We start from the raw sequence: 15,853 nt of genomic DNA on the forward strand, positions 1-15,853 counted from the left end.
AAACCGTGTTACGGATATTTAGTCCGTAACCGTTATCGCCACATCATAGCTCAAGTGTTTAGGCTTATAGGTAGCGCCATTATAAGCTAACCGAATCACATGCTTATCATAAGATGCCACTTCATACTCCCCATTAGCAAAATTATGTAAAGTAGGTACAATCAGTAGTGCCTCTATTTGTCTATTGTCGACATTGACATCGAGACGCTGCCCCGTATTTAGATATAAAAAATAGTCGCAGTAATCATTGACCATCACTTCGGCTACGCGCTCGATATCATTACTATTCATGTCTTTTTGTAGCAGTTTGGGGCAGATATCTGCACGCTGAGCCGCCAGCCTTGCATAAGAGTTGGTAATGTTATCTTCGATGTTTGCTGCTTCAAGCTGTTTTTGCGTGTTTGTTGCAGTATTAGCTTGACTATCGACAGATAGTTTTGGACTACAAGAATAACTAAAGAGTACAATTGATACTGTAACAACAATCAGGGCTAGATATGACATATTTGATTGAGTACGGTAGGCATTTGATATTATAGACCGGAAACACTTCATAAAACCTGCTTGTGTCAAACCTGAGTTTTCTGTCTTTTAACAAGAAACTGTATAAAATATGGACAATTATTTATCAATATTAAAGCATTATTTGAGACTAAGTTACCAGCTTTTAGTGATTAAAGGTTCAATCACACGATAATATGACACTTATCTCGCGCTCGAATCCTGTTTGACAGGGTCATCATACTTAAAACATTTAAGATTGTAAGTTTTACCGTATTTTATCCTTTAAGTCACAATATTGTTTGTGTTTAATAGCGACATGATGAGCTACTACTAGTATGATTAAAGCCCCACTTTCGATAACCTTGCGTATCTAAATGAATTGCACCGGTTGAATATAACCCCAGTCCAAAGTTGTGTGATTGACCTTGATATTGCCAATACTGGCATAAATTGTCTTGTAAACTACTTAACTGCCAAAGATCATTCTCGTATTCAGGCACCCAAATATCTATAGCACCTGCGGTCATATGTTTACTACTGTTTGCACCACCTGCACAACCATTAAGTCCTGGACTACGATATACCGAGCGTATTTTACTACTTGCAGGTAAGATACCCTGATTCTTTAGATTGGCATAAAGTCTCAAAGTAGGAACGATATTTGACCACAGCTCTTGCGGCGGTAGCTGATAAGGTTCATAGCCACATTTATCCCAACTACGAGCAGTAGTGAGCAGCTCTTTAAGTGGCGGTACGTTTTGAGCACCAATCTGTGCGCTCAGGTAACGATGATAATTGGCAACCTCTTGCGCGCGAAAACTATTGCTATTTAACCAGCTATCAAAGTCCATATTGATCATACTATTATAAGTATTACTGGCTGTATTGTATTTAGGACTATAAGTCACTTTTCTAATGTTTGATGTATTATAATTTGGACGACGAGTATTAACATTCATCCGTTTGTTCTCTTCGATCGATAGCTTGGTATCAAGCTCATATTCGCGTTGTTTTTGTTCGATTAAACCCTGCATACTATCGCCACCCAGTACAGTCGCTCGACTACTGGTACTGGCAGAAGGTGCAATATAAGCATTACTGCTGCTATGACGTACTTGAATACGTCGTTCGCTATCATTCAAAATCGCAGCATGGCCAACAACACTGCTACTACAAAAAATAAATATAACTAAGGGTTTTATAATTGATGTCATATAGGGTTTTAGTATTGTAGGAGGGATGGCTTTTTGAGAAGTAAAAATTTCGGTCTGTTTACATACAGATTTATGGACAAAATTATCAAGCTTATTATTTACGTGAGTCATGTAGGTCGTTATCATCAACAAATATTTTATCGATACTATCAAATTTTACGCAAGCAAGCTAAACTATCGCTCCTAATAATAGTGAATAATTTGGCTATTTACCGCTGCCATTGTCATGTTTGATGATTAGATTACTCTTTTACCGCTATATAATAAGCACTTACAAACCAGTCCTTTCCATACACCTTCCATGATTACAGTCATTTTCGCCTATGTCATTTAACCCACAGTACCGCTTTTCTCGCCAAAGCCATCATTTCGGTCAACGTCATGAACGAACGCTGTGGCAACATATTCATATAGACCCATGGCTAACGATACTGTTACTACTTATCTGCTGTATTGGGTTAACTATCTTATATAGTGCTTCAACTCAAGACGTTGGTATGGTTTTGAGGCAGACGGTCAGCTATGGCGTGGCTTTTACAGTTATGTTCATTATGGCTCAAGTACCGCCTAGCCTCTATCGTACATTGACGCCTGTATTTTATGTCATGGGACTGATACTACTGGTATTGGTTGAGATTATTGGTGAAGTACGAATGGGAGCACAGCGCTGGATCAATTTACCAGGATTTGGTAGCGTTCAGCCATCAGAGTTTATGAAGCTTGGTATGCCAATGATGTGTGCATGGTTTTTGTCCAAACGAGATTTGCCACCATCATTTTCCAGTATTTTAATTACCTTGGGCATTATTATTGTGCCAGTCATACTCATTGCAAAAGAGCCAGACCTTGGTACCTCTTTGCTGGTTGCCGCGAGCGGGCTCTTTGTTTTATTTTTGGCAGGTCTATCTTGGCGACTGATTTCAGCTGCAGCCATCCTAGCCGTACCTCTCATCGCTATCGCTTGGAATTTTTTATTACATGACTATCAGCGTACACGCGTATTAACATTGCTAAACCCTGAAGCCGATGTTCAAGGAGCCGGCTGGAATATCATTCAGTCAAAGACGGCCATAGGTTCTGGCGGGTTATCAGGTAAAGGCTACTTAGAAGGTACACAATCACAACTCCATTTCTTGCCTGAAGGTCATACTGATTTTATTATTGCAGCCTTTTCAGAAGAATTTGGTCTATTTGGCGTCATATTACTGATGCTAATATATGCGTGCTTATTGATACGTGCACTCTATATTGCTCTTACGCAACCTGATATTTATAGTCGCCTATTGGCTGGCGCTATCGCCATGTCATTTTTCGTGTATGTATTCGTCAACGTCGGTATGGTAGGAGGTATTCTGCCGGTAGTGGGCGTCCCTCTACCCTTTATCAGTTATGGTGGTACTGCAATCGTAACATTAATGGGAGGATTTGGTCTTTTAATGTCCATCCATACCCACAAAGCTGAATAAACACTCAAACAAAGTTCATCATCCTATAATACGATACAAAATCTGCTCATAAAATCATGTAGCAGATTTTTATTGCTTAAACCAACTAGTACATACAGCTTATCCTAAATATTATAGGTAAAAAGATACGTTGTCGGCTGCAATTTTAAATAACTGTTGGGAAGGTACAACTTAAAATCAAAAAAAGTCTATAAAAAATAATAAGCCCTGGCATACATAATAAAAATTTTATAAATGATTAATTATATATTCAATATATAGCATATAGAAAAACATATTATAAATAATAAAATTCGTATAAATGAATACAAACGAATTTTGTAAAGGTTCTAAAGTATCTTTGTGCAACATAAAAGCGATTAAAGTAAAAGATAGACAAAAATTCATCGCTTATAATATATAAGACATTGTTATTATTGCCTAAATATTTATTTTATTATTCAAGTGCACTATAGTATTTACTTAAATAACTAACATTTGTAAGTCAGTATTAACACTTGCGATTTACAAAAAATTGCGTTACTCTCTTTTTTATAATACTTGATACATAACCAATACAGTTCTAATAAGAAAGATTGCAATTAATTATATTCTAGTCGTAGCTATTACGTATAGTCAGCAATTATCTTTCAAAGCTACTACCTAAGTTAACGTACTCATAACAAATCCAAGTAATTGCATTTTTATATGATTAATAATTGGTTTTATATTAAAAACTTCCAACATAAAAATTATCCCTATCCTAAAGCCTGTTTAATTACTGTTCCTACGTATTAGCTTTTACGTTGTAGGAAAGGATAAAAAAATTGACGCATTTATAAATTTGCTGAATTTTTTGCGCTCAATACAAGGTTTTAGATATCAGGTCTTAATATATAAGTTATAGAGGTACCTATGAATAAGCGTCTATCTGGTTTACTTACAATATCGGTATGTTTGTTTGCTGGCTCTGCAGTAGCCTCTAATACTAATGCGATTGAAGCAAAAACGTCTCTCTCTACTTTATCTCAAGACAACACCTCTCATATTGATCGTGTCCTTGGCGAGCTTACTCGTCAACATGATAACGCTTCAAGCTTAGTTAAATCTGCGCGTCAACCAGTGTCATTGGCTATTAACAGCTCTTTGCTCGCCGATGATACTAGCCAAGTTACTGATGATGAGGATGTATTAGAGCGATTGACTGCTGTCGCTTCTAATTCTGTCAGTAAATTCAAACAGACTGGTCTTGCTTCTTGGTATGGACGTAAGTTTCATGGTCGCAAAACAGCCAGCGGTGATACTTTTGATATGAACGGTTTGACTGCCGCTCACCGCTCCCTACCTTTGAATTGCTATGTAAAAGTGACAAACAAAACCAATGGCAAAAGTGTGGTTGTAAAAGTAAATGATCGCGGTCCATTCCACGGTAATCGCGTTTTAGATTTGTCTTATGGTGCAGCCAAACGTTTGGGTATTACCAGTAAAGGTGTTGGTAATGTATCAATTGAACGTGTTTCAGGTCCATAGTTTTAAGATCGATACCTATAAGATTGCATTAGGTCTGTAAACGATTTTAGAATTTAGATGTATGGAAATTAGCAGTGTGAAAAGTGATTAAAATACAAAAAAGTGTCAAGCTTGTATAAGTTTGACACTTTTTTTATGACTGCTTTTTTAGCAGTTATGTTATTGACACATTGTCTTATTGACGTAGTTAATAAATTTCAAACGCCCTTTCTATTGCATCATCTAGGCGCTCTACAGCATGTACGACAATACCTTTAAACTGCGGTGAATCACTAGCAGGTGCATTTGATTTTGGAATAATGGCATGAGTAAAACCATGCTTCATAGCTTCTTTTAAGCGCTCTTGTCCGTTTGGTACAGGACGAATCTCTCCTGACAAACCTACCTCACCAAACACCGCCAATGATGAGGGTAATGGTTTTTCTCTAATACTGGATGCACAAGCCAATAGTACTGCCAAATCAGAGCCCGTTTCTATTACTTTGACGCCGCCAACTACATTGACATAAACGTCTTGTCCACTAGTATGGATACCGCCATGACGGTGCATCACAGCAAGCAGCATCGATAAACGCTGAAAATCAAGCCCTAAAGCCATACGTCTTGGCTGTCCTTGTGAGTCATCGACTAACGCCTGTACCTCAACCAATAATGGACGTGTACCTTCGCGGCTGACCATTACCACTGATCCTGCAACAGGCTTATCATAGCGGCTTAGAAATATAGCAGATGGATTGGCAACCTCTTTAAGACCCATATCTGTCATCCCAAAGATGCCCAACTCATTGACCGCGCCAAAGCGGTTTTTGACCGCACGGATCATTCTAAATCGTGAATCAGACTGGCCTTCAAAGTACAAAACCGTATCAACCATATGCTCAAGTACACGTGGTCCTGCAAGCGTGCCTTCTTTGGTCACATGTCCCACCAAAAATAAAGCCGTACCCGTTTGCTTAGCATAGCGCGTTAAGATAGCCGCAGACTCCCTAATTTGACTGACGCCGCCGGGCGCTGAATTGATCGCATCGGTATAAATGGTCTGAATCGAATCAATGATAGCAATCGCAGGCTGCTCTTGGGTCAAGGCAGCACAAATGGTTTCTACGTTAGTCTCAGCCAACACTCGCAAGCGATCGGCTGGTAGGTCTAGGCGTTTGGCTCGCATTGCAACCTGCGCCAGTGACTCCTCCCCTGTGACATACAGAGCACTGCCTGCCAATGAATCGGCACGTGCCATATTGGTCGCTGTTTGAAGCAAAATAGTAGATTTACCAATGCCTGGATCACCGCCTATCAATACCACAGAACCCGCTACCAAACCGCCGCCTAATACTCGATCAAACTCACTAATACCTGTTGGTAATCGTGTATCTAAAGTCACGCTAACGGCATTAAGCGGCATCACCGCACTTTGCGTTCCTGAATAGTTTCCTGCTGGAGTACCACCATTTGCACCGCGCGGTGCTCCTCGATTCGCAGCGGGTTTGGCTGTATTTTTATTATGATGTGGCATGCTGACATTTGGTGCTTCAACCAAACTGTTCCATTCGCCACAATCAGAGCACTGTCCTGACCATTTACCAAAATGCGCACCGCAGTGCTGACAGACGTAGCTACTTTTATTTTTTGCCATCGTATATGCACCCTGTTTAAGTTGCGAGATAAGAAAAGGTCAAAATACTGTTCTTTATAGAAAAAGAGACATTATAATTTATAGTAAATTAATAATAGTTTTGAGAAGAAAGAATGAGGTTGAGTATGTTGAATGTTTACCAATGAGCATTGACCAAGACCATTAGTAAATAGTTGAATTACTTTGATTAAATGGTACTGATAGGCAAGAAATCAAGGTTAATTAAGACCCTCATAGATGTACGCTTAATCATATGTTCTAGAGTTTTTTAGGCAATAAAAAGATAACGCAAACCGTTATCTATACTTGAAAATCCTTACCTAAGTAAACTGATTTTACCAGTTCGTTATCTAAGACTTCAGTTGCCGTACCTTCGGCAATGATGGCCCCCTCTGAGACAATATAAGCTTTTTCACAGATAGCGAGTGTTTCACGTACATTGTGATCGGTGATGAGCACACCGATGCCTCGGTTTTTCAACGTTAAAATAACTTCCTTGATATCACCAACTGAAATAGGATCAACCCCAGCAAAAGGCTCATCTAACAAGATAAACTTGGGATCAGCGGCCAAAGCGCGCGCAATCTCACAGCGGCGACGCTCACCGCCTGAGACACTCATGCCTAGTGATTGACGCACGTGCTCTAAATGAAACTCTCCGATGAGCTTTTCAAGCTCTTGCCTCTGCTGAGTAGCTGATAGCTCTTTACGAGTTTGTAAAATAGCTAAAATATTTTCTTCGATAGATAGCTTACGAAAGATAGAAGCTTCTTGTGGCAGATAACCAATGCCAGCTCGAGCACGCTCATGCATGGCATATTTAGACAAATCCATTTTACCTAAGGTCACACGGCCTTTATCCATATTAACCAAACCGACTACCATATAAAAACTGGTTGTCTTACCTGCACCGTTGGGCCCTAATAACCCAACAACTTGCCCTTGCTCGACTGAAAAAGAGACATCCTTGACTACCCAGCGCTTACCGTAACGTTTGCCTAGATTTTGCATTGTTAGACGTTCAACACTGGGCGTAGGCGTACTGTTTATCACAGATATGTTTTGATTATCAAAGTCGCTATTCAAACTACTATTATCACTCATATGTTACTCGTACTAAGGCAAATTTAAGCGCTTATTTGGTATATTATTTTAGCGTATACTATTTTGGTTGGTACTATTATTTGGCGGCAATACCAACTCAACACGCTGGCTACCACCAGCTGTCGCTTCAACATCGCCAGCCTTGAGACTATAACGGATGACATTACCAGCAAAACTAGCACCGTTTTGCACCAGTTTTGCATTACCCGTTAAAGTAATAATACCGCTCACTGCATTGTAATCAATCTTGTTTGCTTGACCTTTTGCTAGGCCTTTTTCTTGAGTGATAACTTGTTGCATGGTCGCTGGCCGTCCGGTTGCCACTGCTGAATTAATGCTGCGCTGCTGCGAGAGATTTACCGTAATATCATTAGCGGTAAGCTTTAATGTGCCTTGGGTAATAATGACATTACCGGAGTAACTGGTAATACCTGTACGCTCGCTATAGGTCGCTTTATCTGCTAATAACTTAATGGGCTGGTTGGCATCTGATGGCAATGCATGACTATATAGTGGTAATGCTATTAGCATAGCCATTGGCAATACGCGTAAAATTTGCGACATATAATTTTGACTAGTGGCAGGCAAAAAGTTAGATTTCATAAGCAGTTACTCTTTTATGATAAGAAGGTAATAAGTAGTAGAAAAGCAAAAGCTATTAAGTAGTACGAGCAACCTAGATTGATTTAATGGATAAGTAGCAATAAGCGAGCCAATTGCTGCTATTACCTTTACCAACTATTTTAAACTATCTAAGACAATAATACGTAATATACAAGACATTAAAATAAAGCCTGATCCTGACGCTCAGCAGGTGTGAAAGTCACAGCCACTTGTCCAAACTCATACTCGCCAGTTTCAAGATTGGCCTGCATACTAGAAGCCTCAAAGCGATTCATACCCTGCACAACTTTGACGGACTCATCACTATAGACTTGACGAGACTTGGTATTGCCTTTAAGCGTTTGACCTGTGACTTCAATAGGTTCAATATCTGATGATCCACTCGCTTTGTCTTCGCTAACTAAGGTAAAACCACCAGACAAAAGCAGCTCCCCTGTTTGTTGGTTGATCGTAGCACTACCTGCTTGAATTTGATAACGCTGTTCATCAGATGGCTCCCAGTTCATGGTAATACCCGACATCTCATCTTGATTGGTCACTGGATTATGCGTAAGTGAATCGGCATTTAACTCGTATTCGGTCTCACCCTCTTCATTGGTTTGTACCGCTTTTATATCAGTCGCTTCATAATCCACCTCAGAAGCTTCTATGTTTACTGGCGGTGTGATCTTACCTTGTTGTTGAAAAAACCAACCAGCAATACCGGCAATAATTAAGGCCAAAACAACTAGGACACGAGTATTCACGATAAATCATCCTGCGCTGGCACTTTATCAAGCGTATAGTGTGAAATAAAGTCTTGATACTGTCCATGACCTTTTAAGATCAGGTCACACACTTCACGTACTGCCCCCATCCCGCCAGTGCACGTCGTTACCATATCGCTGCGATTGACAACCTCAGCATGCGCATTAGGTACTGTCGCTGCAAAGCCGACGGTTTGCATGGCTTTAATATCAGGCAAATCATCACCCATATAAGCGCAGTCGGCAGCCGTAATATTAAGCGCTGGATCTAAGGTAGAGAGTAGCTCTTTTAAAGCGATAAGCTTATCATCACGACCTTGCACCACATAATCGATGCCAGTCTCTGCTGCACGCTTATTGACCATAGGGCTACTACGGCCAGTAATAATAGCAGTTAAAATACCATAGCGTGCCAAAGACTTAATACCGACCCCATCTTGTACCGAAAACGCTTTTGTCTCAATACCATTAGCATCATAGATAATCTGACCGTTTGACAAGATACCATCAACGTCCAAGACCAACATTTTAACCTGTCCTGCTCTTTCGATTAAGTCTTGCATAATTTATCTCTTATAAAGTCTTATTATTTAAATGTGAAACCTATTTAGTCTAAGCGCTTATTTCACACCTGCTTGTAGCAAATCATGCACAGTAATGATGGCTTCTAAATGCTCTTTTTCATCTATCACTAGTAGTTGACTGATTGCATTTTCATTCATGACACTTAAGGCATCAGATGCACGCATTGACTTACTTACTTGGCGTGGATTAGTACTCATTACGTCTTGTATGGGTGTTGCAAGATCAATGCGTTTTTCCAAACCACGGCGCAAATCCCCATCTGTGAACACACCGACGACTTTTTGCTCATCGTCGATTACAACAGTCATGCCCAAACGGCCTGCAGACATCGTAAATAATGCATCTTGTAATGGCGCTTTTTGATTAACAAGCGGCAAATTATCTACATTACTATGCATCAAATCCTCTACTCGTGTTAATAGCTGTCGACCAAGCGCACCTGCTGGATGCGATAAGGCAAAATCTTCTGAAGTAAAATTACGCGCATGTACCAAAGCCACTGCTAAAGCATCTCCTAACGCTAAAGTTGCCGTCGTACTAGAAGTAGGTGCCAGATTAAGCGGGCAAGCTTCTTGTGACTTGCCAAGGGTCAATATAATATCGGCTGCGCGTGGCAACATACCGCGCTTGTCTCGGCTAATACTTATCAGCGGAATGCCTAAACGCTTAACCACTGGCAATAGGGTCTTGATTTCATCCGACTCTCCAGAGTTGGAGATAGCCAGTAACACATCACCCTTTACAAGCATTCCTAAGTCGCCATGACCTGCCTCACCAGGATGCATAAAAAATGCTGGCGTACCAGTAGAAGCAAACGTCGCTGCTATCTTGCGCCCGATCAGACCTGACTTACCCATACCAGTCACGACTACCCGACCTTTACAAGCCAAAATGATTTTGCAAGCTTGCACAAACCTATCGTCTATCTGTTCAGTTAATAACGCCAACGCGGCTATCTCAGTTTGAATAGCGTCAATGGCAGTGGTCATAAATTGGTCGTCAGTAAGATTGTTTGTACAGTTACTCATGGTTTGACTCGGTAATTATCATTAATAATATATTTTACTATATTAAGAGCCATTTTAATAATATGACTTAGAACTGTACAATGTAATCTTGATTAAAAAAACATATCAACTATATTGTTTAAAGAATATTCAGACATCTTATTAGCTGCCCCGTTCAAATGCTTGATAGTCTTACAATAGTGAAGTTGTTGATAAAAAAAAGACCCACTCAATAGCAGATCTTTTTATTAAAATAGACTTCAACAATATACCTTCGTAAATAGCATCAATTAGTTATTGTTGTTATCGTCATCAAAGTCATTGCTGGGCTTTTCATTGAATCCCGTGTTTTCTGCTGGTGTCTCAAATCCGCGGTCTTGACCAAAACCACCGCGCTCAAAACTACGATCTTGACTTTGACCTAGACCACCACGTTCAAACCCGCGATCTTGTCCCTGACCAAAGCCGCCACGATTAAAACCACTACGATTAGAGGCAAAGCCACGTTCTTCAAAGCCGCCACCTGCGCCTGTATTACTACCTCTTTCAAACCCGCTGTTATTACTGCCGCCTTGGTAGCCGTTAGTACCTTGAGTCTGCATACCACTACTCGATGATGCAGTAGTACTAGCGCCTCGTGGATTACGTGCTGGAACTACAGTTGAGATGGCATGCTTATAAACCATTTGACTAACTGTATTCTTTAATAAAACGACATATTGGTCAAATGATTCAATTTGGCCTTGTAATTTAATACCATTTACCAAAAAAATAGACACTGGAATACGATCTTTACGTAATGAGTTTAGGAACGGATCTTGTAATGTTTGTCCTTTTGACATAAAAACTCTCCCGAATATTATATAATTATATTATAAGTGCTTGTTTAATTATAATCGTTAGAAAAAGATACAGTAGTAAGTTTTACTAATAAAACGTATCTAAATGAGCACCAATTTTTCTTTGTTAATTCTACTTTGTTTAACTACTATATTATTGTAAATAAATGATTATTTGCTTTTATAACAATAGTAACAATCATAGTTGGCAAAGCATACTGTAACTGTTAGATTAACAAATTATAACAGCTGTCTCAGCCAAATTTTGAAACTTATTGTGATTGGTTCTTATAATCTGCAAATATTTATAACTTGTTTTTACTATTATTAAAATCTATTAGAACGTAATACCATAAGCTTCTTGTCTATCATTATTAATAGATGACAAATGATTGTTCAGATCAGATATTCTCTAGCTTGCGTCATAGATTCGTAGGATGATATGACAATTTCGTTGTTATTATGCAAATCGTTATTTACGTTCGATAATTGAGCCAACTTACGTAGCCAAGTATATTGGCGTTTAGCCAGTTGTCTTGTAGCATATAATGCCTTATTTTGCATTTGATAACAAGCAAGCGCCTCGGTTTGACTATCAAGGGTTGACGACTGTGATTGCAGCGCCCTTTGTGGTTTTATTTTATGTTTGCTTGGGTCTTCAAATCTACCAAAAACATCTTCAAACTGGGTCTTATCAAGATGTGGCTGCTCAAATACTGAATGATTAATATGTGTCAGGTACTCTAAAACTTGCCGATAGCCAACGCAGCGCATAGATGGCAAATTAGGTGTCAACGGATATTGTTCAAGCAAACCAAGTACTTCATCTACCAGTCCTTCACGCCACATAATCTCTAAACGCTGCTCGATACGCGTATGCAGCCAGGGACGATCTGGCATTACTGTAAGTGCATGCCACTGCTGATGTGGATTGTTTGCTAGTGCTTGCTTAGGTTTACGCTGCCAGTCGCTTATAGCAATGTTGGTTTGTAGATATACTTCTATAGCGCGCGTAATACGCTGGGTATCAGTTGCATGAAGACGCTGATGACTGATGGGATCAACTTTACCAAGATAGTCAAATAGTGCCTGAATACCTTCTGTTTGTCGCCACTGCTCTACGTGTGCGCGAACGCCATCCTCACTATCTGGTACTGGAGATAGCCCGTCGAGTAGCGCCATGTAATACATCATAGTGCCGCCTACCAACAGCGGGATTTTGCCATTATTATGACAGTCATCAATTAAACGAATGACATCACTGACGAATTCAGCCATGCTATAGCTTTGCATAGGATCGATAATATTGACTAGATGATGCGGGTAACGCGTAAGCTCAGTAGTCGTAGGTTTGGCCGTACCTATATTCATATCACGGTATATAAGTGCTGAATCTACTGAGATTAGCTCATAACGACCAGTATCGTATAACTCATAGGCTAAGGCGGTCTTGCCACTGGCGGTCGGCGCCATTAGGCAAACCACGCTGTTATCCGCCAATTTAGGAGTGATACTATTAGACGTAAGCTGCATAAAATTGCCTTTATGGATAATTTAAATAGTCGAACTAGAGACTAGCTGTTTAGAAGCCTGTTATCTATCTTTTATAATTAGAGTGGAGCTATGATTAAACTGAAGCGTGGTTTATTCAGATGTAGATGACAACATGAACGAAACCAACTGATTGCGGTCAATATTTATGATTGCCTCATCAAACAGTATTTCTTCCATATCTGCTATAAAAACCACCAAGTCTTGCGCAGACATCTGAGTGCTTATAGTTGCAAGCTGTTGGTTAATATATATTGGACTATCCGGCAACTGCCTTCTTTTAAAGGCCTCATTATCCAGTATATGTGACTCAAACAATACTCGCATCTTTGACTGCCAACCCTCTGCACTGATTAACAGACACTGGCTTTGATTATAAAATAATAGCCAAGGCAGCGACTTATTATTAATGGCTTCAGTGTTTGAAAACTTACTTATCCCGCTATCCATACTATGAATAATGTCTAAGCAAACTGGTAGAAATTTGGTTGCTATATTTGAGCTAGTTAAGTGCTTAACGCTATCATCTAAAGACATATTCAAAACATTGACACGCGACTCTGAAAGCTCATCAATGTAAGGCTTTTTTGTATGAGAATCCGGTTTACGAATAGAAAACGGCTTGCTTTTTGATGTCTGATACGGTTGTTTAGGCGCTTGTACTTGCCTGCCTTGTCCTAAATCGTTGGTAGTAGAGGTGTTAAATGACAAATCATCAAATGATTTAGTTATCGCAGTTTTCGTCTCTGGCGCTCGCTTCTTATGACTGTCAGCTGGCACCATTGTTTGCGTTGTGATAACAGTTTTTAGCTTCAAACGAACTGCATGGCTTAAATGTGCCATAATATTATTAAGTGGACTGATTTTGATACGCTGTTTAGATGGATGGACATTGACATTGAGCCACTGAATTGGCAAATCAAAATAAAGCGCGTAACCGATACTAATAGCGCCCGCTTTGTGCGCAAGTTGGCGTAACTGATTATTAACGATTGGCTCTTTTACCAAACGTCCATTTACATATAGTAGTTTTGGCAAGGTATTCTGCGAATCAGTACTAGGCCATAACCAACCACTAATACTTGCCTGCTGACCTGAGTAATTGTTATCAATAGGCCCCATAGGCTGCTGCACTAGACTGGATAAATCGACCACTACTTCTAGCGCATTAGGCGTTAATAACGCCCCTGTTGCTTGTTCAAGGCGTGATAATGGCAGACGATTAGGATTCTCATTACTGCTATTAATAGACTTTGCAGACAGCGACAGTCGTTTCTTATTATCATGAAATAATGTGAGCGCTACATCAGCACGTGCCAAAGCGACTTCACGCACAATCGTCTCAATATGACCAAACTCAGTTGCAATAGACTTTAGGTTGCCACGGCGTGCTGGTACGTTAAAGTATATGTCTTTGACAGTGACCGTCGTCCCGCGTTTATGTACGATTGGTATCAATTTTGGAATGTCTTCTAATACGCCTGCAACCTGTAGCTGTCGGCCAATACCGCTATCATCATGACTACTGGTTAAAGTCAGACGAGAAACAGCTGCTGTCGCAGCCAACGCCTCCCCGCGAAAACCCAACGTCGTAATACCATGCAAATTAGCCACATCCGCAACTTTACTGGTCGCATGACGAGTAATGGCCATGACCATATCATCAGGATGAATGCCAACGCCATCATCCATCACCTCTATCATACCCATACCACCTTGAGTAATATGTACTTCAATATGGTAGGCACCAGCATCAATTGCATTTTCTAGTAATTCTTTGACCACTGCTGCTGGACGTGTTACGACCTCACCCGCTGCCAATTGGTTGATGAGCAATGGCGATAGTTTTTTGATACGTGTATTAGGATAATTATCTGGCATTGATGAGTATCATATTTTATGGATCACAAACATACTTTATCAAACTAAACTTTTAGTAATGACAAATCTAGCCCTTGCGCTTGCCCTACCTTTGATAATCGTATCTCAACTTGACGTGTCTCATCAACGCTTTGAGTAATGTCAATAAACAGCGTAGGCGGTGGCAAATAATTATCAGCGCGACTTGGCCATTCGATGATTACTAGCGCATTTTCGTCCTCAAGATACTCATCAAAACCAATAAGAGACAACTCTTCAGGATCTTGTATACGGTATAAATCAGTATGGTAGACCGGCTTAGTCGTACCGTCCCCCTGCTCAATACTATAAGGCTCAACCAAAGTATACGTTGGGCTTTTTACTGCGCCCTTATGTCCCAATGCTTGCAACCAATAGCGTGTCAATGTGGTCTTGCCTGCGCCCAAATCACCCGCCAACCAGATACTACCTGAGGGTAGCAAAGCTGCAAGCTGCTCAGCCAAACGCTCAGTATCGGCTTCTGAATATAGGGTTAGTATTCGCAATTGTTTATCAGTAAAAGAGGTATCATTATGGTTAGACATCAGACTGTACCCGCTTGTTGTTCGTGAACCTGCATAGTGACCGACGGATTGACAAAACGCTCGCCGCGAATCAATTTGGCATACAGCTCAGGATCGTGCCACTCAGCGCTTACTTGCTCGCTAAACTCGAAGTCTTCTAGCTTAAGCTTGCCCATTTGCTCATTGCTTACATCATCAGCAAAGCATTGCGCATAGCCTGTGGCAGTCTCATGGGCTATAACTGAGTAAACTTTAACGTCCGCCTCACCGTTTTGCATTTGGGTTTGTTTTAAAATTTCATCGGCCCAAAAAAAGATAACGCGCGAAAACTGCTCTGCAGATGGTGATACTGGCAAACTTATCCAGCGCGCGCTGAATTTTTTGCAAGCAGCGATATATTCAGGATCGTCTTTGCTCCAAAAACAAATGGCATGATCAAAACTATCAATAATGTCTTTGATGGAAGATTTTAGCAGTCCAAAATCATAGACCATCTGCCCATGATCCAAACGCTTGGCTTCAAGAATGAGCTCAATCTGATAACTGTGGCCATGAATAGAGTGCTTGCAGCGCTCAGAGCTACAGTTACGCACAATATGAGCGTTTTCGAATTTGAATAGTTTACGTATACGCATAATAATTTTGACC

At 40.3% G+C, this 15,853-nt stretch carries 15 protein-coding genes; 2 read left to right on the top strand and 13 right to left on the bottom strand.

The window, feature by feature from the left end; translation table 11 throughout:
* Nucleotides 1-18: 18 nt before the first annotated feature.
* Entirely contained in the window at nucleotides 19-504 is a 486-nt protein-coding gene (locus ACS8FB_RS06165) for a hypothetical protein (RefSeq protein ID WP_439261545.1), read from the bottom strand.
* 305 nt (nucleotides 505-809) lie between these two features.
* The gene (locus ACS8FB_RS06170; RefSeq protein ID WP_439261546.1) at nucleotides 810-1,646 is read right to left on the bottom strand and encodes a D-Ala-D-Ala carboxypeptidase family metallohydrolase; all 837 of its coding nucleotides are present in this window, start codon (nucleotides 1,644-1,646) and stop codon (nucleotides 810-812) included.
* Between the two features lie 395 nt (nucleotides 1,647-2,041).
* On the opposite strand from ACS8FB_RS06170, the gene rodA reads away from it, so the two are divergent.
* Both rodA and ACS8FB_RS06180 read left to right on the top strand, forming a co-directional pair.
* The gene (rodA, locus tag ACS8FB_RS06175; protein ID WP_439261547.1) at nucleotides 2,042-3,184 is read left to right on the top strand and encodes a rod shape-determining protein RodA; all 1,143 of its coding nucleotides are present in this window, start codon (nucleotides 2,042-2,044) and stop codon (nucleotides 3,182-3,184) included.
* Between the two features lie 894 nt (nucleotides 3,185-4,078).
* The gene (locus ACS8FB_RS06180) at nucleotides 4,079-4,693 is read left to right on the top strand and encodes a septal ring lytic transglycosylase RlpA family protein (RefSeq protein ID WP_439261548.1); all 615 of its coding nucleotides are present in this window, start codon (nucleotides 4,079-4,081) and stop codon (nucleotides 4,691-4,693) included.
* A 187-nt stretch (nucleotides 4,694-4,880) separates the two neighbouring features.
* Here the strand turns inward: ACS8FB_RS06180 and radA are convergent, their stop codons facing one another.
* The 11 genes from radA to ACS8FB_RS06235 form a co-directional block, all read right to left on the bottom strand.
* Nucleotides 4,881-6,326: a DNA repair protein RadA gene (radA, locus tag ACS8FB_RS06185; RefSeq protein ID WP_439261549.1), complete on the bottom strand. Its 1,446-nt coding sequence runs from the start codon at nucleotides 6,324-6,326 to the stop codon at nucleotides 4,881-4,883.
* Nucleotides 6,327-6,626: 300 nt separating this feature from the next.
* Complete coding sequence (gene lptB / locus ACS8FB_RS06190; protein WP_439261642.1) at nucleotides 6,627-7,337, bottom strand: LPS export ABC transporter ATP-binding protein; 711 nt, start codon at nucleotides 7,335-7,337, stop codon at nucleotides 6,627-6,629.
* A gap of 141 nt (nucleotides 7,338-7,478) precedes the next feature.
* The gene (gene lptA / locus ACS8FB_RS06195; RefSeq protein WP_420884190.1) at nucleotides 7,479-7,994 is read right to left on the bottom strand and encodes a lipopolysaccharide transport periplasmic protein LptA; all 516 of its coding nucleotides are present in this window, start codon (nucleotides 7,992-7,994) and stop codon (nucleotides 7,479-7,481) included.
* Between the two features lie 218 nt (nucleotides 7,995-8,212).
* A complete protein-coding gene (gene lptC, locus ACS8FB_RS06200; RefSeq protein WP_439261550.1) occupies nucleotides 8,213-8,800 on the bottom strand; it encodes an LPS export ABC transporter periplasmic protein LptC in 588 nt (195 codons plus the stop codon).
* Entirely contained in the window at nucleotides 8,797-9,363 is a 567-nt protein-coding gene (locus tag ACS8FB_RS06205; RefSeq protein WP_439261551.1) for a KdsC family phosphatase, read from the bottom strand. The genes lptC and ACS8FB_RS06205 overlap by 4 nt, the downstream gene beginning before the upstream one ends.
* Before the next feature lie 57 nt (nucleotides 9,364-9,420).
* On the bottom strand, nucleotides 9,421-10,413 hold the full coding sequence (locus tag ACS8FB_RS06210) for a KpsF/GutQ family sugar-phosphate isomerase (RefSeq protein ID WP_299220151.1): 993 nt from the start codon (nucleotides 10,411-10,413) through the stop codon (nucleotides 9,421-9,423).
* 269 nt (nucleotides 10,414-10,682) lie between these two features.
* On the bottom strand, nucleotides 10,683-11,234 hold the full coding sequence (gene hfq / locus ACS8FB_RS06215) for an RNA chaperone Hfq (protein WP_439261552.1): 552 nt from the start codon (nucleotides 11,232-11,234) through the stop codon (nucleotides 10,683-10,685).
* A 393-nt stretch (nucleotides 11,235-11,627) separates the two neighbouring features.
* Nucleotides 11,628-12,764, bottom strand: coding sequence for a tRNA (adenosine(37)-N6)-dimethylallyltransferase MiaA (miaA, locus tag ACS8FB_RS06220; protein ID WP_439261553.1), 1,137 nt, complete (start codon nucleotides 12,762-12,764; stop codon nucleotides 11,628-11,630).
* A gap of 111 nt (nucleotides 12,765-12,875) precedes the next feature.
* Complete coding sequence (mutL, locus tag ACS8FB_RS06225; RefSeq protein WP_439261554.1) at nucleotides 12,876-14,663, bottom strand: DNA mismatch repair endonuclease MutL; 1,788 nt, start codon at nucleotides 14,661-14,663, stop codon at nucleotides 12,876-12,878.
* A 44-nt stretch (nucleotides 14,664-14,707) separates the two neighbouring features.
* Complete coding sequence (gene tsaE, locus ACS8FB_RS06230; protein ID WP_439261555.1) at nucleotides 14,708-15,226, bottom strand: tRNA (adenosine(37)-N6)-threonylcarbamoyltransferase complex ATPase subunit type 1 TsaE; 519 nt, start codon at nucleotides 15,224-15,226, stop codon at nucleotides 14,708-14,710.
* Nucleotides 15,226-15,840 (bottom strand): 6-pyruvoyl trahydropterin synthase family protein, encoded by a 615-nt coding sequence (locus tag ACS8FB_RS06235; protein WP_439261556.1) that lies wholly within the window; start codon nucleotides 15,838-15,840, stop codon nucleotides 15,226-15,228. Before ACS8FB_RS06235 ends, tsaE begins: the two co-directional genes overlap by 1 nt.
* Between the last annotated feature and the right edge of the window lie 13 nt (nucleotides 15,841-15,853).

Source organism: Psychrobacter sp. 1U1 (genome assembly GCF_051847535.1).
Taxonomy (GTDB): Bacteria; Pseudomonadota; Gammaproteobacteria; order Pseudomonadales; family Moraxellaceae; genus Psychrobacter; species Psychrobacter saeujeotis.

Bases quoted from the DNA above. Each gene is read 5' to 3' on its own strand.
- ACS8FB_RS06165 (WP_439261545.1), bottom strand. From the start codon at position 504: ATGTCATATCTAGCCCTGATTGTTGTTACAGTATCAATTGTACTCTTT.
- rodA (WP_439261547.1), top strand. From the start codon at position 2,042: ATGTCATTTAACCCACAGTACCGCTTTTCTCGCCAAAGCCATCATTTC.
- ACS8FB_RS06180 (WP_439261548.1), top strand. From the start codon at position 4,079: ATGAATAAGCGTCTATCTGGTTTACTTACAATATCGGTATGTTTGTTT.
- radA (WP_439261549.1), bottom strand. From the start codon at position 6,326: ATGGCAAAAAATAAAAGTAGCTACGTCTGTCAGCACTGCGGTGCGCAT.
- lptB (WP_439261642.1), bottom strand. From the start codon at position 7,337: ATGCAAAATCTAGGCAAACGTTACGGTAAGCGCTGGGTAGTCAAGGAT.
- lptA (WP_420884190.1), bottom strand. From the start codon at position 7,994: ATGTCGCAAATTTTACGCGTATTGCCAATGGCTATGCTAATAGCATTA.
- ACS8FB_RS06205 (WP_439261551.1), bottom strand. From the start codon at position 9,363: ATGCAAGACTTAATCGAAAGAGCAGGACAGGTTAAAATGTTGGTCTTG.
- ACS8FB_RS06210 (WP_299220151.1), bottom strand. From the start codon at position 10,413: ATGAGTAACTGTACAAACAATCTTACTGACGACCAATTTATGACCACT.
- hfq (WP_439261552.1), bottom strand. From the start codon at position 11,234: ATGTCAAAAGGACAAACATTACAAGATCCGTTCCTAAACTCATTACGT.
- miaA (WP_439261553.1), bottom strand. From the start codon at position 12,764: ATGCAGCTTACGTCTAATAGTATCACTCCTAAATTGGCGGATAACAGC.
- mutL (WP_439261554.1), bottom strand. From the start codon at position 14,663: ATGCCAGATAATTATCCTAATACACGTATCAAAAAACTATCGCCATTG.
- tsaE (WP_439261555.1), bottom strand. From the start codon at position 15,226: ATGTCTAACCATAATGATACCTCTTTTACTGATAAACAATTGCGAATA.
- ACS8FB_RS06235 (WP_439261556.1), bottom strand. From the start codon at position 15,840: ATGCGTATACGTAAACTATTCAAATTCGAAAACGCTCATATTGTGCGT.